Source organism: Dyella japonica (assembly GCF_040545895.1).
In the GTDB taxonomy this organism is placed as follows: domain Bacteria; phylum Pseudomonadota; class Gammaproteobacteria; order Xanthomonadales; family Rhodanobacteraceae; genus Dyella; species Dyella japonica_D.
On sequence record NZ_JBEPMU010000003.1, the window covers coordinates 340,004 to 354,028 of the forward strand.

11 protein-coding genes are annotated in these 14,025 nt (G+C 64.4%); all 11 read right to left on the reverse strand.

Annotation, left to right across the window (positions count from 1 at the left end):
• Window positions 1–930: 930 nt before the first annotated feature.
• A complete protein-coding gene (locus tag ABIC75_RS11795) occupies window positions 931–1,377 on the reverse strand; it encodes an NfeD family protein (protein WP_354014049.1) in 447 nt (148 codons plus the stop codon).
• A 19-nt stretch (window positions 1,378–1,396) separates the two neighbouring features.
• The gene (locus ABIC75_RS11800) at window positions 1,397–2,350 is read right to left on the reverse strand and encodes an SPFH domain-containing protein (protein WP_354014050.1); all 954 of its coding nucleotides are present in this window, start codon (window positions 2,348–2,350) and stop codon (window positions 1,397–1,399) included.
• A 66-nt stretch (window positions 2,351–2,416) separates the two neighbouring features.
• Window positions 2,417–3,799, reverse strand: coding sequence for a sensor histidine kinase (locus tag ABIC75_RS11805; protein WP_354014051.1), 1,383 nt, complete (start codon window positions 3,797–3,799; stop codon window positions 2,417–2,419).
• Window positions 3,800–3,827: 28 nt separating this feature from the next.
• On the reverse strand, window positions 3,828–4,145 hold the full coding sequence (locus ABIC75_RS11810; RefSeq protein WP_354014052.1) for a hypothetical protein: 318 nt from the start codon (window positions 4,143–4,145) through the stop codon (window positions 3,828–3,830).
• 70 nt (window positions 4,146–4,215) lie between these two features.
• Entirely contained in the window at window positions 4,216–5,553 is a 1,338-nt protein-coding gene (locus ABIC75_RS11815; protein WP_354014053.1) for a sigma-54-dependent transcriptional regulator, read from the reverse strand.
• Between the two features lie 180 nt (window positions 5,554–5,733).
• Window positions 5,734–7,539, reverse strand: coding sequence for a DUF885 domain-containing protein (locus tag ABIC75_RS11820; RefSeq protein ID WP_354014054.1), 1,806 nt, complete (start codon window positions 7,537–7,539; stop codon window positions 5,734–5,736).
• Between the two features lie 132 nt (window positions 7,540–7,671).
• Window positions 7,672–8,883, reverse strand: a complete 1,212-nt coding sequence (locus ABIC75_RS11825; protein ID WP_354014055.1) for an ABC transporter permease — start codon at window positions 8,881–8,883, stop codon at window positions 7,672–7,674.
• An 8-nt stretch (window positions 8,884–8,891) separates the two neighbouring features.
• Window positions 8,892–10,214 (reverse strand): ABC transporter permease, encoded by a 1,323-nt coding sequence (locus tag ABIC75_RS11830; RefSeq protein WP_354014056.1) that lies wholly within the window; start codon window positions 10,212–10,214, stop codon window positions 8,892–8,894.
• Window positions 10,215–10,230: 16 nt separating this feature from the next.
• A complete protein-coding gene (locus ABIC75_RS11835) occupies window positions 10,231–11,454 on the reverse strand; it encodes an ABC transporter permease (RefSeq protein WP_354014057.1) in 1,224 nt (407 codons plus the stop codon).
• Between the two features lie 2 nt (window positions 11,455–11,456).
• Window positions 11,457–12,761, reverse strand: coding sequence for an ABC transporter permease (locus tag ABIC75_RS11840; RefSeq protein WP_354014058.1), 1,305 nt, complete (start codon window positions 12,759–12,761; stop codon window positions 11,457–11,459).
• Window positions 12,762–12,794: 33 nt separating this feature from the next.
• Window positions 12,795–14,024: an ABC transporter permease gene (locus ABIC75_RS11845; RefSeq protein ID WP_354014059.1), complete on the reverse strand. Its 1,230-nt coding sequence runs from the start codon at window positions 14,022–14,024 to the stop codon at window positions 12,795–12,797.
• Window position 14,025: the final 1 nt, after the last annotated feature.

Below are 14,025 nucleotides of genomic sequence, written 5' to 3' on the forward strand. Positions count from 1 at the left end.
TGTTGCGATGTTGAACGCTTGCGATCTGGGCGTTCTTTTGTGTGCCGTGACCAGAGTGCTCGCCTGCGGCGGGCTTCCGTCCTCCTGCCGGAGGCCGGGTCACTTTCTCTTGCTTGCCCAAGAGAAAGTAACCACCGAGATGGTGGCAATGCCAAAAGAAAGAGCACCCCGGATGACGCGCCTTCCGTCCGTTGGACGGAAGGTACGCGGTCGGGTTGCGGGGTTTTTCGACAGGACGTCCGTGTCCTGTCGAAAAACTGGCCGTCTCCATGCGGCCACCCTGCGGGCTTTCCTTCACCCGCCCGCCGCTGTCATACGGGGACCCGAAGAGCCAAGAGCAAAGCACGAAGTAGCAACGCTTCCGCAAGCACCCGCCCCCTCTCCCCAACCCTCTCCCACAAGGGGAGAGGGAGAAGTGTGGTGCATCGCGTATGACCTTGAAGGGCGAAGCCAAGCAAAGGCCGATGCGGAGCGAGGCTCCGCTTTAAGTCCTCTGCGATTCGGGCGCGTTGCGCAGCGCTACGGAGTGCCCGCTGTGTGGCCTCCCATGGGTGTCCCGCCACAACCATCCTCGAGCGTTCGGGCTTATCCCAACACGATGCTGCGAGCTCTTCAGGCCATTTTCTTTGGGTTACTTTTCTTTTGGGCCAGCAAAAGAAAAGTGACTCGAGCGGCGGCAGCCGATCGAAACGCCCGCCGCGTAGGCGGCCTGATCGCGGAGTCATTGCATAAGCGCGATCACACGTGATCGCGACAACCCAACACCGAGGCGCTGGATTCCGGCCTGCGCCGGAATGACGAGCGAGGAAGTCTTCGGCCGCTGAAAGGCCACTCCCCTTCTTGCCCCCATTGAAGGTTCGCAGGAACAACGAGCCAGGAACGCACGCCAACCTCACCAGCCCACAACGAAGCGTCACGCCCAACGAGCGCCTACTCAGCCACCTTCACCAACAACGTCGTCCCATCCACCCCCACCACCTCCACCATCGTCCCCACCGGCAAATCCGGCCCACTCACCAACCACAAACTGTCGCCGACCTTCGCCTTCCCACGCCCATGAACAATCGGCTCCACCAGCACATAACGTTGGCCGATCTTCTGTTCACCGCGACGATTGAGTAGCGCATCGCCCGGCTCATCGCGCATCAGGCGTGGACGCAGGCCGTACCAGTACGCCGCGCACGAGAGGAACGCGAGCACCACGAACACCACCGCCTGCCCCAGCAGCGGCAACTCTGGTGCCGCCAGCACCACCACGCCGGTGATACCGGCGGCAATGCCGATCCACAGCATGAAATAGCCGGGCAGGATCACTTCGATGGCGATCAGCACCAACGCAAGGATCCACCAGAGGTAGTGAAGCGCGATCTGTTCCATCGTCGTGGTGTCTCCGCGCTCAGGTCATTGACGGCGGCGTGCGGCGGACCGTGGCGCTGGCCTGCTGCTGATTGAGCGAATCCTTGGCCAGTTCGGCGATGCCGGCCAGCGAGCCAAGGATGCCGGTGGATTCCATCGGCAGCAGCAACATCTTCTGATTGGGCGAATTAGCCATTTCCTTCAGCGCCTCCACATACTTGGTAGCGACGAAATAGTTCAGCGCGTTGACGTTGCCGTTCGCGATGGCCTCGGACACCATCGCGGTGGCCTTGGCTTCAGCCTCGGCGGAACGCTCGCGCGCCTCGGCAGCGCGAAAGGCAGCTTCCTTCTCGCCTTCGGCGGCCAGGATCACCGATTGTTTTTCGCCTTCGGCCTTGAGGATGGCGGCCTGACGAAAACCCTCGGCGTCGAGAATGTTGGCTCGCTTCTCGCGCTCGGCCTTCATCTGGCGGGCCATCGAATCGACCAGGTCACGCGGCGGCGCGATGTCCTTGATCTCGATGCGGTTGACCTTCACACCCCACGGATGGGTGGCTTCGTCCACCACCTTCAGCAGTTTTGCGTTGATGGCATCGCGCTGGCTGAGCGATTCGTCCAGATCCATCGAACCGAGTACGGTGCGGATGTTGGTCATGATCAAGGCGAGCGCGGCCTGCTCCAGATTGGCCACCTCATAGGCAGCCTTCGACGCATCGAGCACCTGATAGAACACCACGCCATCCACACGCACCACGGCGTTGTCCTTGGTGATCACGTCCTGCGAGGGAACGTCGAGCACCTGCTCCATCATGTTCATCTTGCGCCCGATGGTGTAGATGAAGGGCACCAGAAAATGCAGGCCGGGCGACAGCGTGCGCGTGTAGCGGCCAAAGCGCTCCACCGTCCATTCGTAACCTTGCGGCACGATGCGCACCAGCTTGGCGAGCACGATGACCGCCACCACGATCACCACCAGAGCGAAAAGCTGTCCCATTGCCTGATCCCCGTTCCATGAAGGTTGGACCGAGTATAGGCGAGCCTGACGAGAGCGGATAACGGGCTAGCGCGGCCCCAGTGGCAGGAGAAGGCTGACTCGCAGACCGCCCTCTTCCCGGTTGGCCAGCGCAATGCGACCGCCGTGGGCTTCCACGATCTCGCGCGCCAGCGCCAGGCCCAAACCCGTACCCGAGCGCTTGGTGGAATAGAACGGCAACAGCGCCTGCGCCAGCACGGTTTCGCTCATGCCTGGGCCGCGATCGGCCACTTCGATGCGCACGTCACGGCCGATCACCGCGAGCGACAGCGACACGCCCTCTTCCACGCTGCCCGATTCGTGCGCGTTCTTCACCAGGTTGATCAGCACCTGCTCGATCTGCGCCGCATCGAACCAGCCCGGCTGCTCCGGCAAGCTGCCGCGCAACTGGAACTTGCAGTGCAACGACAAGGCGTCGAGAAAGGGCTTCCAATCGATCGATGACGGTTGCGGCGCGGGCAGCTTGGCAAAGCTCGCGTAGCCGGCAATGAAGCCATGCAGATGGCGCGCGCGTTCGCCGATGGTGGCGAACACGCCCGGCAGCCGCGCCGTATCGCCACGACGCGCCAGCTCCGCGCCTGAATGCGCCAGCGACGAAATCGGTGCCAGCGAATTGTTGAGCTCGTGGCTGATCACGCGGATTACGCGCTTCCATGTCGCCACTTCCTGCCGCGACAACTCGCGCGTCATGCGACGGAACAATTGCAACCGATGCGGACGGCCATGCAGGCGGAAACTACGCTGCGAAAGATGGAACGTTTCTTCGCCGCCGTCCATTTCCACGGTGAGCAAGGCATCTTCGCCGCTGTCCACCGCGCGGCGCAGCGCCTCAGGGCTGTCGCTGATGAGATCGGCAAAACTCAGGCCGTGCAGCGTGCGGCCCTCGTTGAAGAGATGGCGCGCGGCGATGTTGGCGTAGGTCACGCGGCCGCTCGCATCGGTGAGCACCAGGGCCACGGGCGTGTTCTGCACTACGGTGTCCAGCAGCAGCTCGCGCTGCGCGAGGTTCTGCCGCTGTTCGCGCAAGGTCTGGCCCAGCGCGTTGTGCATGCGGATCAGCTCGCCCAGTTCGTCACGACGCGTGGCCGCGATGGAAAAACTGAAATCGCCGTCGCGATAGCTGGCCACGGCGCCTTCCAGCGCACGCAGCAGCTTGGTGATGGGCGACATCACGCGATGGCCCAGCCACAGCGACAGCGGCAACAGGAACGCGAGCGAGACAATCAGCCCGCCGTAGAAACCGAAATGCGCGGGCGTGCCCAGATCGATACCGAGGTCGTGGCGCATCCACACCAGCATCTGCGGCAACGGCCATTGGGTGACGCCGGCATAGATGAGTGCGCCCGACAGGCCGGCAAAGCCCAGCAGCATCACCATGCGCGACTCGAGCGAACGAAGGCCCAGCCGCATCAAATTTCTCCTCCGTGAGACATCGACATCAGTGACAACCTGCCCCAGGCCCCATCGGTACGCAGTTCGCATGCGGCCCGTGGCCGTTGTTGATGATCACGCGGATCGGCGACTGGTCTGGCGGCGCGTTGTCCTTGGCCGGGTTGGCGCTGAAGTTGAAGCGCTGCGCGTTGACGGTGGCCGTGCTCAAGGTATCGCGATAGCCATCCGCCACGGTGCTCGCCGCGGCGGGCGGCAGCATCGGCAACGAAAGATTGGGCGTTTTGGAAGATGCACCGCCCTGAGCCCATGCAGCGGCGCTCAGGCAGTACAAGCCGATGACGAGAAGCAGGTGACGGTGTCGCATGGCGGACTCCCTCGGCACGGCAGACATCATCCTCGGCCTTGGGCATGTCGGCAACGTGGCCTGCCATGCGTCACGCCTGCGCCAGGCCGTAGCGCTCCATGCGGCGATACAACGCCTGTCGTGACAGCCCCAGCGACTGGGCGGCACGACTGACGACGCCGCCGGCCTTGTCCAGCGCCGCTTCCACCGTTTCGCGGCTGGGCTCGTCCAGATTGCGTGCACCCACCGCGGCGATCTGCGGCAAATTGAGCTGCTCGGGCGTGATGCGTCCGTCGCTCACCAGCAGCGCCGCGCGCTCGATGGCGTTCTTCAGTTCCCGCACGTTGCCCGGCCACGGATAGCTCAGCATCGAATCGCGTGCGGCATCGGTAAGTTCGGCACGGCCGTCGAGGAAGAATTCAGCCAGCGGCAGGATATCGTCCACGCGATCGGCCAGCGGCGGCAGGTTCACTTCGATCACGTTGAGGCGGTAATACAAGTCTTCGCGGAACGTGCCCGCACGTATCATCGCCTTGAGGTCGGCATTGGTGGCGCTCAGCACGCGCACCTTCACCTGGCGCGTGCGGCCCGAACCCAATCGTTCGAACTGGCCGGTTTCCAGCACGCGCAACAGCTTCACCTGGCCCGACAACGGCAGGTTGCCGATTTCGTCGAGGAACAGCGTGCCGCCATCGGCCATTTCGAAACGGCCTTCGCGCGCCTTGTTGGCGCCGGTGTAGGCACCGGCATCGGCGCCGAACAATTCGGCTTCGATCAGTTCGCCCGGCAACGCGCCGCAGTTCACCGCGATGAACTGGCCACGCTTCACCGCCGAATTGGCGTGCACGATGGCGGCGATGCGTTCCTTGCCGGCGCCGTTGGGGCCGGTGATGAGCACGGGCACATCCGAACGCGCCACCTGGCAGGCCAGGTCCAGCGTGCGGGCCATGGCTTCGGAGGCGAACACGATGCCGTCCAGGTCGTAGCGGCGCTGCAGGTCTTCGCGGCGCTTGCGGCGCTCGTTGCGCGCGCGCGTCACTTCACGCGTGGATTCGGAAAGCTCCAGCAGGTTTTCCACCGTGGCGAGCAGCTTGGCGTCGTCCCACGGCTTGGCGAGATAGTCCGCCGCACCAGCCTTGACCAGTTCCACCGCCGTTTCCAGGTGAGTCCATGCGGTGAGCAGTATCACCGGCATGTCCGCATGGCGCTGGCGCAGCTCGCGGAACAACGCGATGCCCTCTTCGCCCGAGGTGGTGTCGGCGGTGAAATTCATGTCCTGGATCACCACGTCCACCCGTTCGGTCTCGAGCATGGCCAGGCCCTGCTCCGGCGTGAGCGCGATCAGCGGGCGGATCTCATGCAGGGAGAGCGCCAGGGACAGCGCCTCGCCCACGGCCGGGTTGTCGTCGATGATCAGTACGGTTCGCATTCGTCGCTTGCACATGTAGACGTGGATGCATCTCCACGCCAAAAGGTTGCCATCAATCGATCGATTCGTCGCCTGGATTAACCGTCATCCCGGCGAAAGCCGGGATCCAGTGCCTGTCCAGGGCACCTAGGCGCTGGATTCCAGCGTTCGCTGGAATGACGGTCCTGAACGTTCAATGCCTCAATTATTGACCGGGTGTGCCGGCGCCTTGCCCGCCTTTACCGCGGCGATCCAGGCATCGGTACGCGCTTCGAGCACGTCCAGCGGCAAGGCGCCGCCACCGAGGATTTCGTCGTGGAAGGCGCGGATGTCGAACTTCTCGCCCAGTTCCTTCTTGGCGTGCGCACGCAGCTCCAGGATCTTCAGCTGGCCCATCTTGTACGCCAGCGCCTGGCCCGGCCAGGTGATGTAGCGGTCGGTCTCGGCCTGCACGTCCGGCTCGTCCTCGCTGGAGTGCGCGTGGAAGAAGTCGATCATCTGCTGGCGCGACCAGTGCTTGTAGTGCACGCCCGTGTCGAGCACGAGGCGATCGGCGCGCAGCAGCTCATCGGAGAGATGGCCGTAGTAGGAGAGCGGGTCCTTGTAGAAGCCCACTTCCTTGCCCAGCTGCTCGGCATACAGCGCCCAGCCTTCGATGTACGCGGTGTAGCCCGCCTGCTGGCGGAACGGCGGCAGCTTGGGCAGCGTCTGCGCGATGGAGATCTGCATGTGATGGCCCGGGATGCCTTCGTGATAGGCGGTGGACTCGATGCTCAGCACGCTGCGGTTCTGGTAGTCGCCGGTGTTGACGAAGATCTGGCCCGGACGCGAACCATCGGGCGTGCCCTGGTGGTATTCGGCCGCGGCGGCTTCTTTCTCGCGGAACGCTTCCACCGGCACCACTTCCACCTTGGTCTTGGGCAGCAGGCCGAACAGCTTGGGCAGTTCCGGCTGCATGCCGGCGAGGTAGCCGCGATAGCGGTTGAGGATGTCCTCACGCGAGGTGGCGTGCACCTTCGGGTTGGTCTTGAGCGATTCGCGGAAGCTCGGCAGATCCTTGAAGCCCTGCTGCTTGGCGATCTCGGTCATCTCGCCTTCGATGCGCTTCACTTCCGAAAGGCCGATCTCGTGGATGCGCTCCGGGCTTTCCTTGGTGGTGGTCATCTGTTCCACCTGGAAGGCGTAGATGGCCGCACCGTTGGGCAGCTGCCACACGCCCGGCTCGCTGCGGCCGTGCGGGGCGTAATCGTTCTTCACGAACGTGCCGAGCTTCTGATACGCCGGACGCACCTGCTGGTCGATGGCGGCGATGATGGCATCGTGCAGGCGCTTCTGGTCAGCGGCGGAAACCGACTTGGGAAAGTGCTTCAGCGGCTCGGCAAACACGCTGTCCATGCCGGCCGGCTTGCCGATACTGTCGATCTGCACGACCACTTTTTCGAGCAGGTACTTCGGCGGCATCATGCCGTCCTTCATGCCCTGCTGCGCCACCGCGGTGACCTGGTCGAACAGCGCCGGCACGGCCTTCAGGCGGGCGAGGTAGTCGTCGTATTCCTTCGTGTTGTCGAAGGGAATGGAGCTGATGAAACCGGCCAGTTGCAGATGCGCGCCGCTCATCTGGTCCAGCGGCATCTCGTCGAGCTTCAGGTCATGCGCCTTGAGCGCATCCTGCAGCTGACGAACCATCAGTTGCTGGTTGAGCTTGTCGTCATCGGAAAAGCCCGTGGTGTCGATGGCCTGGAAGCGCTTGAGGAATTCCTGGGTCTTGGCCACCTCGGCGCGCTGGTGTGCCAGCGAGGCATCGGTCCAGCGGTTGTTGTAGCGCAGGTCGCCGAGGATGGTGGCGAACTCCGGCGAATTCTCCAGATTGTGTTGCCACTGCTCGGCCAGCAGGTCGTTCAGCGCCTTCTCGCGCGTGGAGACATCCGCCGTGGCGGCCTGCGTCGAGCCGGCACAGGCCGCAGAAAGCGCCAGGCCGACCAGGAGCATGCGTGGTCCAATCTTCATGGGTACATCCTCGGGTTGATATCCCTCTATTCTGCACACCGCACGCCCGCCCGCCCGTGCCGAACCGCACGCCCTATCGTTCAGCGAGCCGGTCCGCCTGCCAAAACAGCAGGTTCTTGCTCTTTGTGCCGCTCACACCGATCGCGTCGCCACCACCGGCGGCACGTCGGCCGCACGCTTGGCCGGGGCCAGCACGGCGAGTTGGCCCAGCGTCCACAGCACGAGCGCGCCCAGCGGAAGGTAGTACAGCGGCAGGCGCGGCACTTCGTAGAACTTCATCAGCATCAGGTTGAGTGCGAACGTCATCACCGTGCCGATGGCGATGCCCACCGTCACGATCAGGAAATTTTCCGCCAGGAAGTAGCGCAGGATGTCGCCGCGTGTCGCGCCGATGGCCCGGCGTATGCCGATCTGCTTGCGTCGCTGCTGCACCCAGAAGCTGGCCAGCCCCACGATGCCCAACGCCGTCACCAGCAGCAGCGCAACGATGACGCCCGCCAGCGTGCCGACCATCACGCGCGTCTGCCGGAAGAAGTCCGCGCGCAGCTCGGGCACCGTGCGGCTCTGCTGCAGATCGAGCACGGCTTCGGGCGCTGCCTTCTGGGCGGCGGCACGGGCCTCGCGAAGCACGCGCGAGAGATCCGTGGGATTCGCGCGCAGCGCGTAGACGCCATGGAGCGATTCACCCGGAATCACCGGCACGAAGATGGACCACTCGCCAGCGCTGTCGCCGTGGCCGCCGCCCGGATCCGGAGGCGTCAGGTGCGCCATCACGCCGATCACGCGGAAGCGGTACTTGTTCGCCCAGAACTCCTTGCCCAGCGGGTCCTGTCCGGGCCATAGGCGCTGGGCAAATGCGCGCGTGATCCACACCGCGTTGTTTTGCGGAAGCCAGAGTTCGGCCGTCTGGAAATCCTCCGTGCGGAACGCACGTCCTGCCTGCAGTTGTAGCCCCAGTGTTCCCACCGCGTCGGGACCGCCTGTGTAAAAGTGCGGCACGGCGATGAAATGTTCGCGATCGAGACTGATGCCGGCGTAGCCGGTCGGCTGCGAGAACGGCACGGCATTCACCACGGCCACCGACTGCACGCCAGGCACGGCGCGCAACGCGGTGGTGACGCGTGCGTTGAGGTCAGCACCCTTGCAGCCGTCGCAACCGAGGTTGATCACCGCCAGCGAGGATTCGGCCACGCCGCTCTCGATATGCAAAGCCCGCAGTTGCCCCACGATGAGGAAGCAGGCGTTGCACAACACCGCGCAGGCCAGTGCGATTTCGAACGCAATGAGCGCCGTGGCAAGGCGGTGACGACGCAAGGCGGAAAAAATGGGAGCGAATTGCGTCACGGTTGGCCTCACAGGGACTTCAGTTGCCATGCCGGCACCACGCGGCACGCACGCACCGCCGGAAGGGCTCCGGCCAGCAGGCTGGAACCGATCGCGGCGAGGAAGGTGAGCAGGAACATCGACACGTCCAGGCGCGCCAGGTCCGCATAGGCCACCGGCTGCTGCCGTATGAACCACAGCCCTGCCAGGGTGAGCAGCCAGCCGCAGATGCCGCCGATGAGTCCGATCATGGCCGACTCCACCATGTACTGCGCGAACACGGCCGCGCGGCTGGCGCCGAGTGCGCGGCGCAGTCCGATTTCACCACTGCGGCGCAGGAATTTCGCCAGCAGCAGACCCACCATGTTGACCAGGCAAATGACGAGGAACGCCACCGCCAGCCAGGCCTGCAGCCGCACGTTGCTCGGCAATACGCCGTTGAAATCCAGCCATCCCATCAGGCTGCGCAGGCGCGTGTTGCCGGCATGCGTGAAACGACCGATCACCTGCTGCTGCGCAGCGTAATCCGCCACGAAGCGCCGGTAAGCGGCGACCCGGCTCGCATCGTCGATCTGCACCCACAGTGCCACCCACACGCACGGCGAGTCCTGCAGATGCCCCGGATGCGGCGCCTCCTGCCAGCAGGTGAACTGCTGGAAATTGCCGTCGTTGACGTCCAGGCCGGTGAAGAACGGGGTGATTACGTCCTCCGGCTTGGCGTAGAAATCGCTGGTGTCGCCTGCCGCGAAACGGCCGCCGCGCACGGCGTAGAACTGCGGCGAGGGCCGCCACGGCTTGAGCACACCGACGATGCGCACGTCGCTGCCGCGCAGACGCAAGGTGCGCCCCACGCTGTTTTCGCCGGCGAACAGCTTCTGGTTGAGGTCGTCGGTGATGACGGCCACCCGCGCACGCGCCGCGTCATCCTGCTCGCTCCACGGGCCGCCATAGCGGAACGGCACGTTGAACATGCTGAAGAAGTCCGCCGTGGCCGACAGCATCGGTATCATCACGGCTGGCTTCCCGGCATCGGCCGTGTTCAGGCGCACCACGCTTTGCACCAGCATCGTCTGCCGGTCAGCGCGCCGCGCGCTCCAGAGGTCGACCGCCGAACGGTAGTCCAGCACGTCCAGCGGTTCGTTGCTGTCCTTGTTCTTCGGGTCGGCATCCACCTGCGGATAGAAGATGGCCTGGCTGCGGCCCGGCAAGGGATCGCCGGAAAGCAGGTGCACCACCGTCAGCGTGGTCATGCACGCGCCGATGCCCACGGCGATGGCCAGCACCATCAGCGAGGTGAGTACCTTGTTGCGGCCAAGGCTGCGCAGCGCCAGGTCGAGGTAGTAACCGAACATTCCCCTGCCCCCTTGGTTACACCGAGCGCGTGGCAACCACCGGCGGCACCGCCGCGGCACGCATCGCCGGCCCCAGCACGGCCAACTGGCCGATGCCCCAGAGCAGCAGCGCGCCGACCGGGAAATAGATGCCGGGCAAGCGCGGCAACTCGTAGTGCACCATCAGCAACAGGTTGATGCCGTAGGCCAGCACCATGCCCACGGCGATGCCGATGGTGGCGAGCAGGAAGTTCTCGGTCTGGAAATAACGCAGGATGTTGCTGCGCGTGGCGCCCAGTGCACGACGCACGCCGATCTGCCGTCGACGCTGCGCCACCCAGAAACTGCCCAGGCCCACGATGCCCAGCGCCGTGACGATCAGCAACGCCACGCACACACCCAGCAGCAAACCAGCCATGGCGCGGTCGTTCTGGAAGAAGTCCTCGCGCATGTTGGACAGCAGATGTTGCTTGAGCACGATGCGATGCGGATTGATCTCCTTGAGTTTCGCCACCGCCGCCTTCAACACGCGCTCGCGGTTCTTCGGATCGTCCACGCGCACGATGTATTCGTTGTTGGCCACGCGCACCGGCAACACCATGGTGTAGCTCTTGGCCGAGTCATCCCAGATGGACGGCCGGATCAGGTCCTTCACCACGCCCACCACGGTGAACGGGTAATCGGACATGTAGATCTGCTTGCCCAATGCCGACTGCCCCGGCCACAGGCGCTGGGCCAGGTTCTGCGTGATCACCGTGACGTGCGGAATGCCCTTGGCGTCCTTGGTTGCGGCGGCATTCACCACCTGGTCCATGTCCATATAGTCGTCGGCCTGCAGCTCGCGACCGGCGATGAGTTGCGTGCCCAGTGTCTGGGTGACGTTCTCGCCAAAGTAGTCGGTGGCGTTGAGCGTGGCGATGCGTTGTTTGGGATCGAGCTTGATGCTGCCGTTGGACGAAGAATTGCCGAACGGCACCTGGTTCACCGAGGCCACCGAGACCACGCCGGGCACTTGCTGCAGCGCGGCCAGGTCTTCGTTGCGGCGCGCCTTGTCGTCCTTGGTCACGCCGATGTTGGTGAGCGCGATGTGCAGCAGGCGCTGCTCGTCCACGCCGCTCTGCCAGTGGATGCGCTCGATGCGCTGATCGATGATGAACACTGCGTTGCACACGATGGCGCAGGTGAGCGCGATCTCCGCGATCACCAGGAAGGCGGTGGTCTTGTGGCGGCGCAACGTCGAAAGGATCGGAAGAATATCCATGGTCACTGGCTCTTCAGTTGCAGCGCGGGAGTGATCTGGCAGGCGCGCCAGGCCGGCAGCAGGCCGGCAAGCAGGGTGGTGCCAACGGCCAGCAGGAAAGTGAGTGCCAGCATGCCCATGCTCATATGGGCCAGCGCGGCATAGTCGGAAGGTTGCTTGCGCACCAGCCACAGGCCAACGAACGCCAGCAGCAGTCCGCACGCGCCGCCGGCAAGTCCGATCACGCCGGACTCCACCAGCAGCTGCATGAACACTTCACGCTTGGACGCACCCAGGGCACGGCGCACGCCGAGTTCGCCCGCGCGGCGCAGGAACTTCGCCAGCATCAGGCCCACCGTGTTGACCAGGCAGACCAGCAGGAAGCCAAGCGCGAGCCAGGTCTGCAGGCGCACGTCGCCCGGCACCACCTTGTTGATGTCCATCCATTCCATCAGTCCGGGCAGCTCGACGTTCACCGGTCGCTGGAAACGGCCCAGCGTCTTCTGCTCCTGCGAGTAGTGCACGAGGAAGTCGTGATACGCGGCCACTTTGCTGGCGCCATCGAGCTGCACCCAGAACTGCAGCCAGACGCATGGCGACGTTTCCGCGTGCTCGTCGTCGCCACCGCCGGTGCCCCAGCAATCGGTGTTGCCGCTGTGCCCGAAATGCACGTCGCGCGAGGTGGTCAACGGCACGAACACGTCTTCGACGTCGCCGTAGCTCTCCATGTTGAGATCGTAGAAGCGCGGCACCGGCTTCCATGCATCGAGCACGCCGATCACCTGGAATGCCGTGTCCTTCATGCGCAAGGTCTGGCCAGTGCTGTCCTTGCCGCCGAACAGTTTCTCGTTGAGCTTGCGGCTGATCACCACCACCCGCGCCCTGCTGTTGTCCTCGGCCTCCGTCCACGGACGTCCATAGAGGAATGGCACCTGGAACATCGGGAAGAAGTCGCTGCTGGTGTAGCGCGCATCGCTGAAGAACGGATCGATGTTCGACTGCGTGGGCTGCACCGGCACCGCGCCACCTGTCATCAAGGCCTGCCGATCGGCGCGCTTGGCATGCAGGAGGTTCATGCCGTCGGTCCAGGCGATCTGTTCCGGCGGACGCTTGCCCTCTTCATAGCCGTCCATGTCGCGCGGATCGACCTGCGGATAGAACAGCGTTTGGCTGCTGCCCGGCAGCGGATCGCCCGACAGCACGTGCAGCACGGTGAGCGTGGTCATGCTCGCGCCGATACCCAGCGCAATCGCCACCACCATCAGCGCGGTGAGGATCTTGTTGCGCCTGAGGCTGCGTAGCGCCAGGTCCAAGTAATAGCCGAACATGTGGTTATTCCTCTCTTAGCGCCATCCACGCGGTCACACCGATCGCGTGGCCTCCACCGGCGGCACGCGCGACGCACGAAGCGCCGGCGCAAGTACCGCACCCTGACCCAGCAACAGCAAGATCACCACGCCCACGATCAGGTACACCAGCGACAGCCGATGCATCTCGAAGCGGGTGACCATCCATAGATTGATCGCAACGGCGAGCACCGCACCCATCAGCACGCCGCCGCAACTGATGAGCAGGTTCTCGGTCATGAAGTACTGCAGCACGTCCTGCCGCGTGGCGCCCAGCGCGCGCCGCACGCCGATCTGCTTGCGGCGTTGGCCCACCCAGAAGCTGGTGAGCCCGACGATGCCCGCCGCGGTGATCGCCAGCAGCACTACGCAGATCACGCCCATCAGGATCGCCATGCCGCGGTCGCGCTCGTAGGCGCGCGAACGCACCTCGCTGAAGCTCAGCACGCCATCGTCCTCGTTGATCACGCGTCGCGGGTTCTGCGCGAAGAGCGCCTTGACCGCGGCCGGCATGCTCGCATCCAGCTGCCCCGGCTTGGTGCGCACGATGTAGAACGTGCCCAGCGAAGCGTTCAGGCGTTCGGGAATGATCACCGAGCGATAAGCAAAATCGGCGGCCCAGTGCTCCACGCTTTGCGCCTGCAGCAGTTCCACCACGCCGATGACGGTCGCCGGGCCGCCGATCAGGTAGATGGTCTTGCCCACCGAGGTATCGCCCGGAAACAGTTTCTCCGCCAGCGCCTTGGTGATGATCACCACCGGCGGCGCCAGCTTGTAGCGCATGTCCATATGGCCGATTTCTTCCGCGCGGAAATTGCGTCCGGCGATGAGCTTGAGATCCAGCGTGTCGAGGAAATGCTCGTCGGCAAAATAAATGGTGGAGCCGGAGGTGTCCTGCACCTGGTCGGGCTTGAGCCGGATGGCATCGTCCCAACCGTCGCCACGCAGCGGATACGAATTGCTCGGCGTGGCGTCCTGCACGCCGGGCAGCTGGCGCAGCACCTGCAGGTCTTCGCGCATCTGCGCGTCGGCACGATCGGGGCCTGGCGCGCCGACCCACTCGCTCTTGATCACGAAGATATTGGCTTCGTCGATGCCGGTGGGTTCGGACAGGTGCGTCACGCGCTGCTGGATGATGAACAGCGCATTGCACACGATGGCCAGCGTCAACGCGATCTGCGCGGCGATCAGAAAGGTGCCCGCCTTGTGTCGGCGCAGCGCGGAAAGTATCGGCTTGATCTGCACG

Coding starts and splice junctions, on each gene's coding strand:
- ABIC75_RS11805 (WP_354014051.1), bottom strand. CDS start 3,799: ATGCGGCTGGGCCTTCGTTCGCTCGAGTCGCGCATGGTGATGCTGCTG.
- ABIC75_RS11830 (WP_354014056.1), bottom strand. CDS start 10,214: ATGTTCGGTTACTACCTCGACCTGGCGCTGCGCAGCCTTGGCCGCAAC.
- ABIC75_RS11810 (WP_354014052.1), bottom strand. CDS start 4,145: ATGCGACACCGTCACCTGCTTCTCGTCATCGGCTTGTACTGCCTGAGC.
- ABIC75_RS11840 (WP_354014058.1), bottom strand. CDS start 12,761: ATGTTCGGCTATTACTTGGACCTGGCGCTACGCAGCCTCAGGCGCAAC.
- ABIC75_RS11820 (WP_354014054.1), bottom strand. CDS start 7,539: ATGAAGATTGGACCACGCATGCTCCTGGTCGGCCTGGCGCTTTCTGCG.
- ABIC75_RS11815 (WP_354014053.1), bottom strand. CDS start 5,553: ATGCGAACCGTACTGATCATCGACGACAACCCGGCCGTGGGCGAGGCG.
- ABIC75_RS11795 (WP_354014049.1), bottom strand. CDS start 1,377: ATGGAACAGATCGCGCTTCACTACCTCTGGTGGATCCTTGCGTTGGTG.
- ABIC75_RS11835 (WP_354014057.1), bottom strand. CDS start 11,454: ATGGATATTCTTCCGATCCTTTCGACGTTGCGCCGCCACAAGACCACC.
- ABIC75_RS11800 (WP_354014050.1), bottom strand. CDS start 2,350: ATGGGACAGCTTTTCGCTCTGGTGGTGATCGTGGTGGCGGTCATCGTG.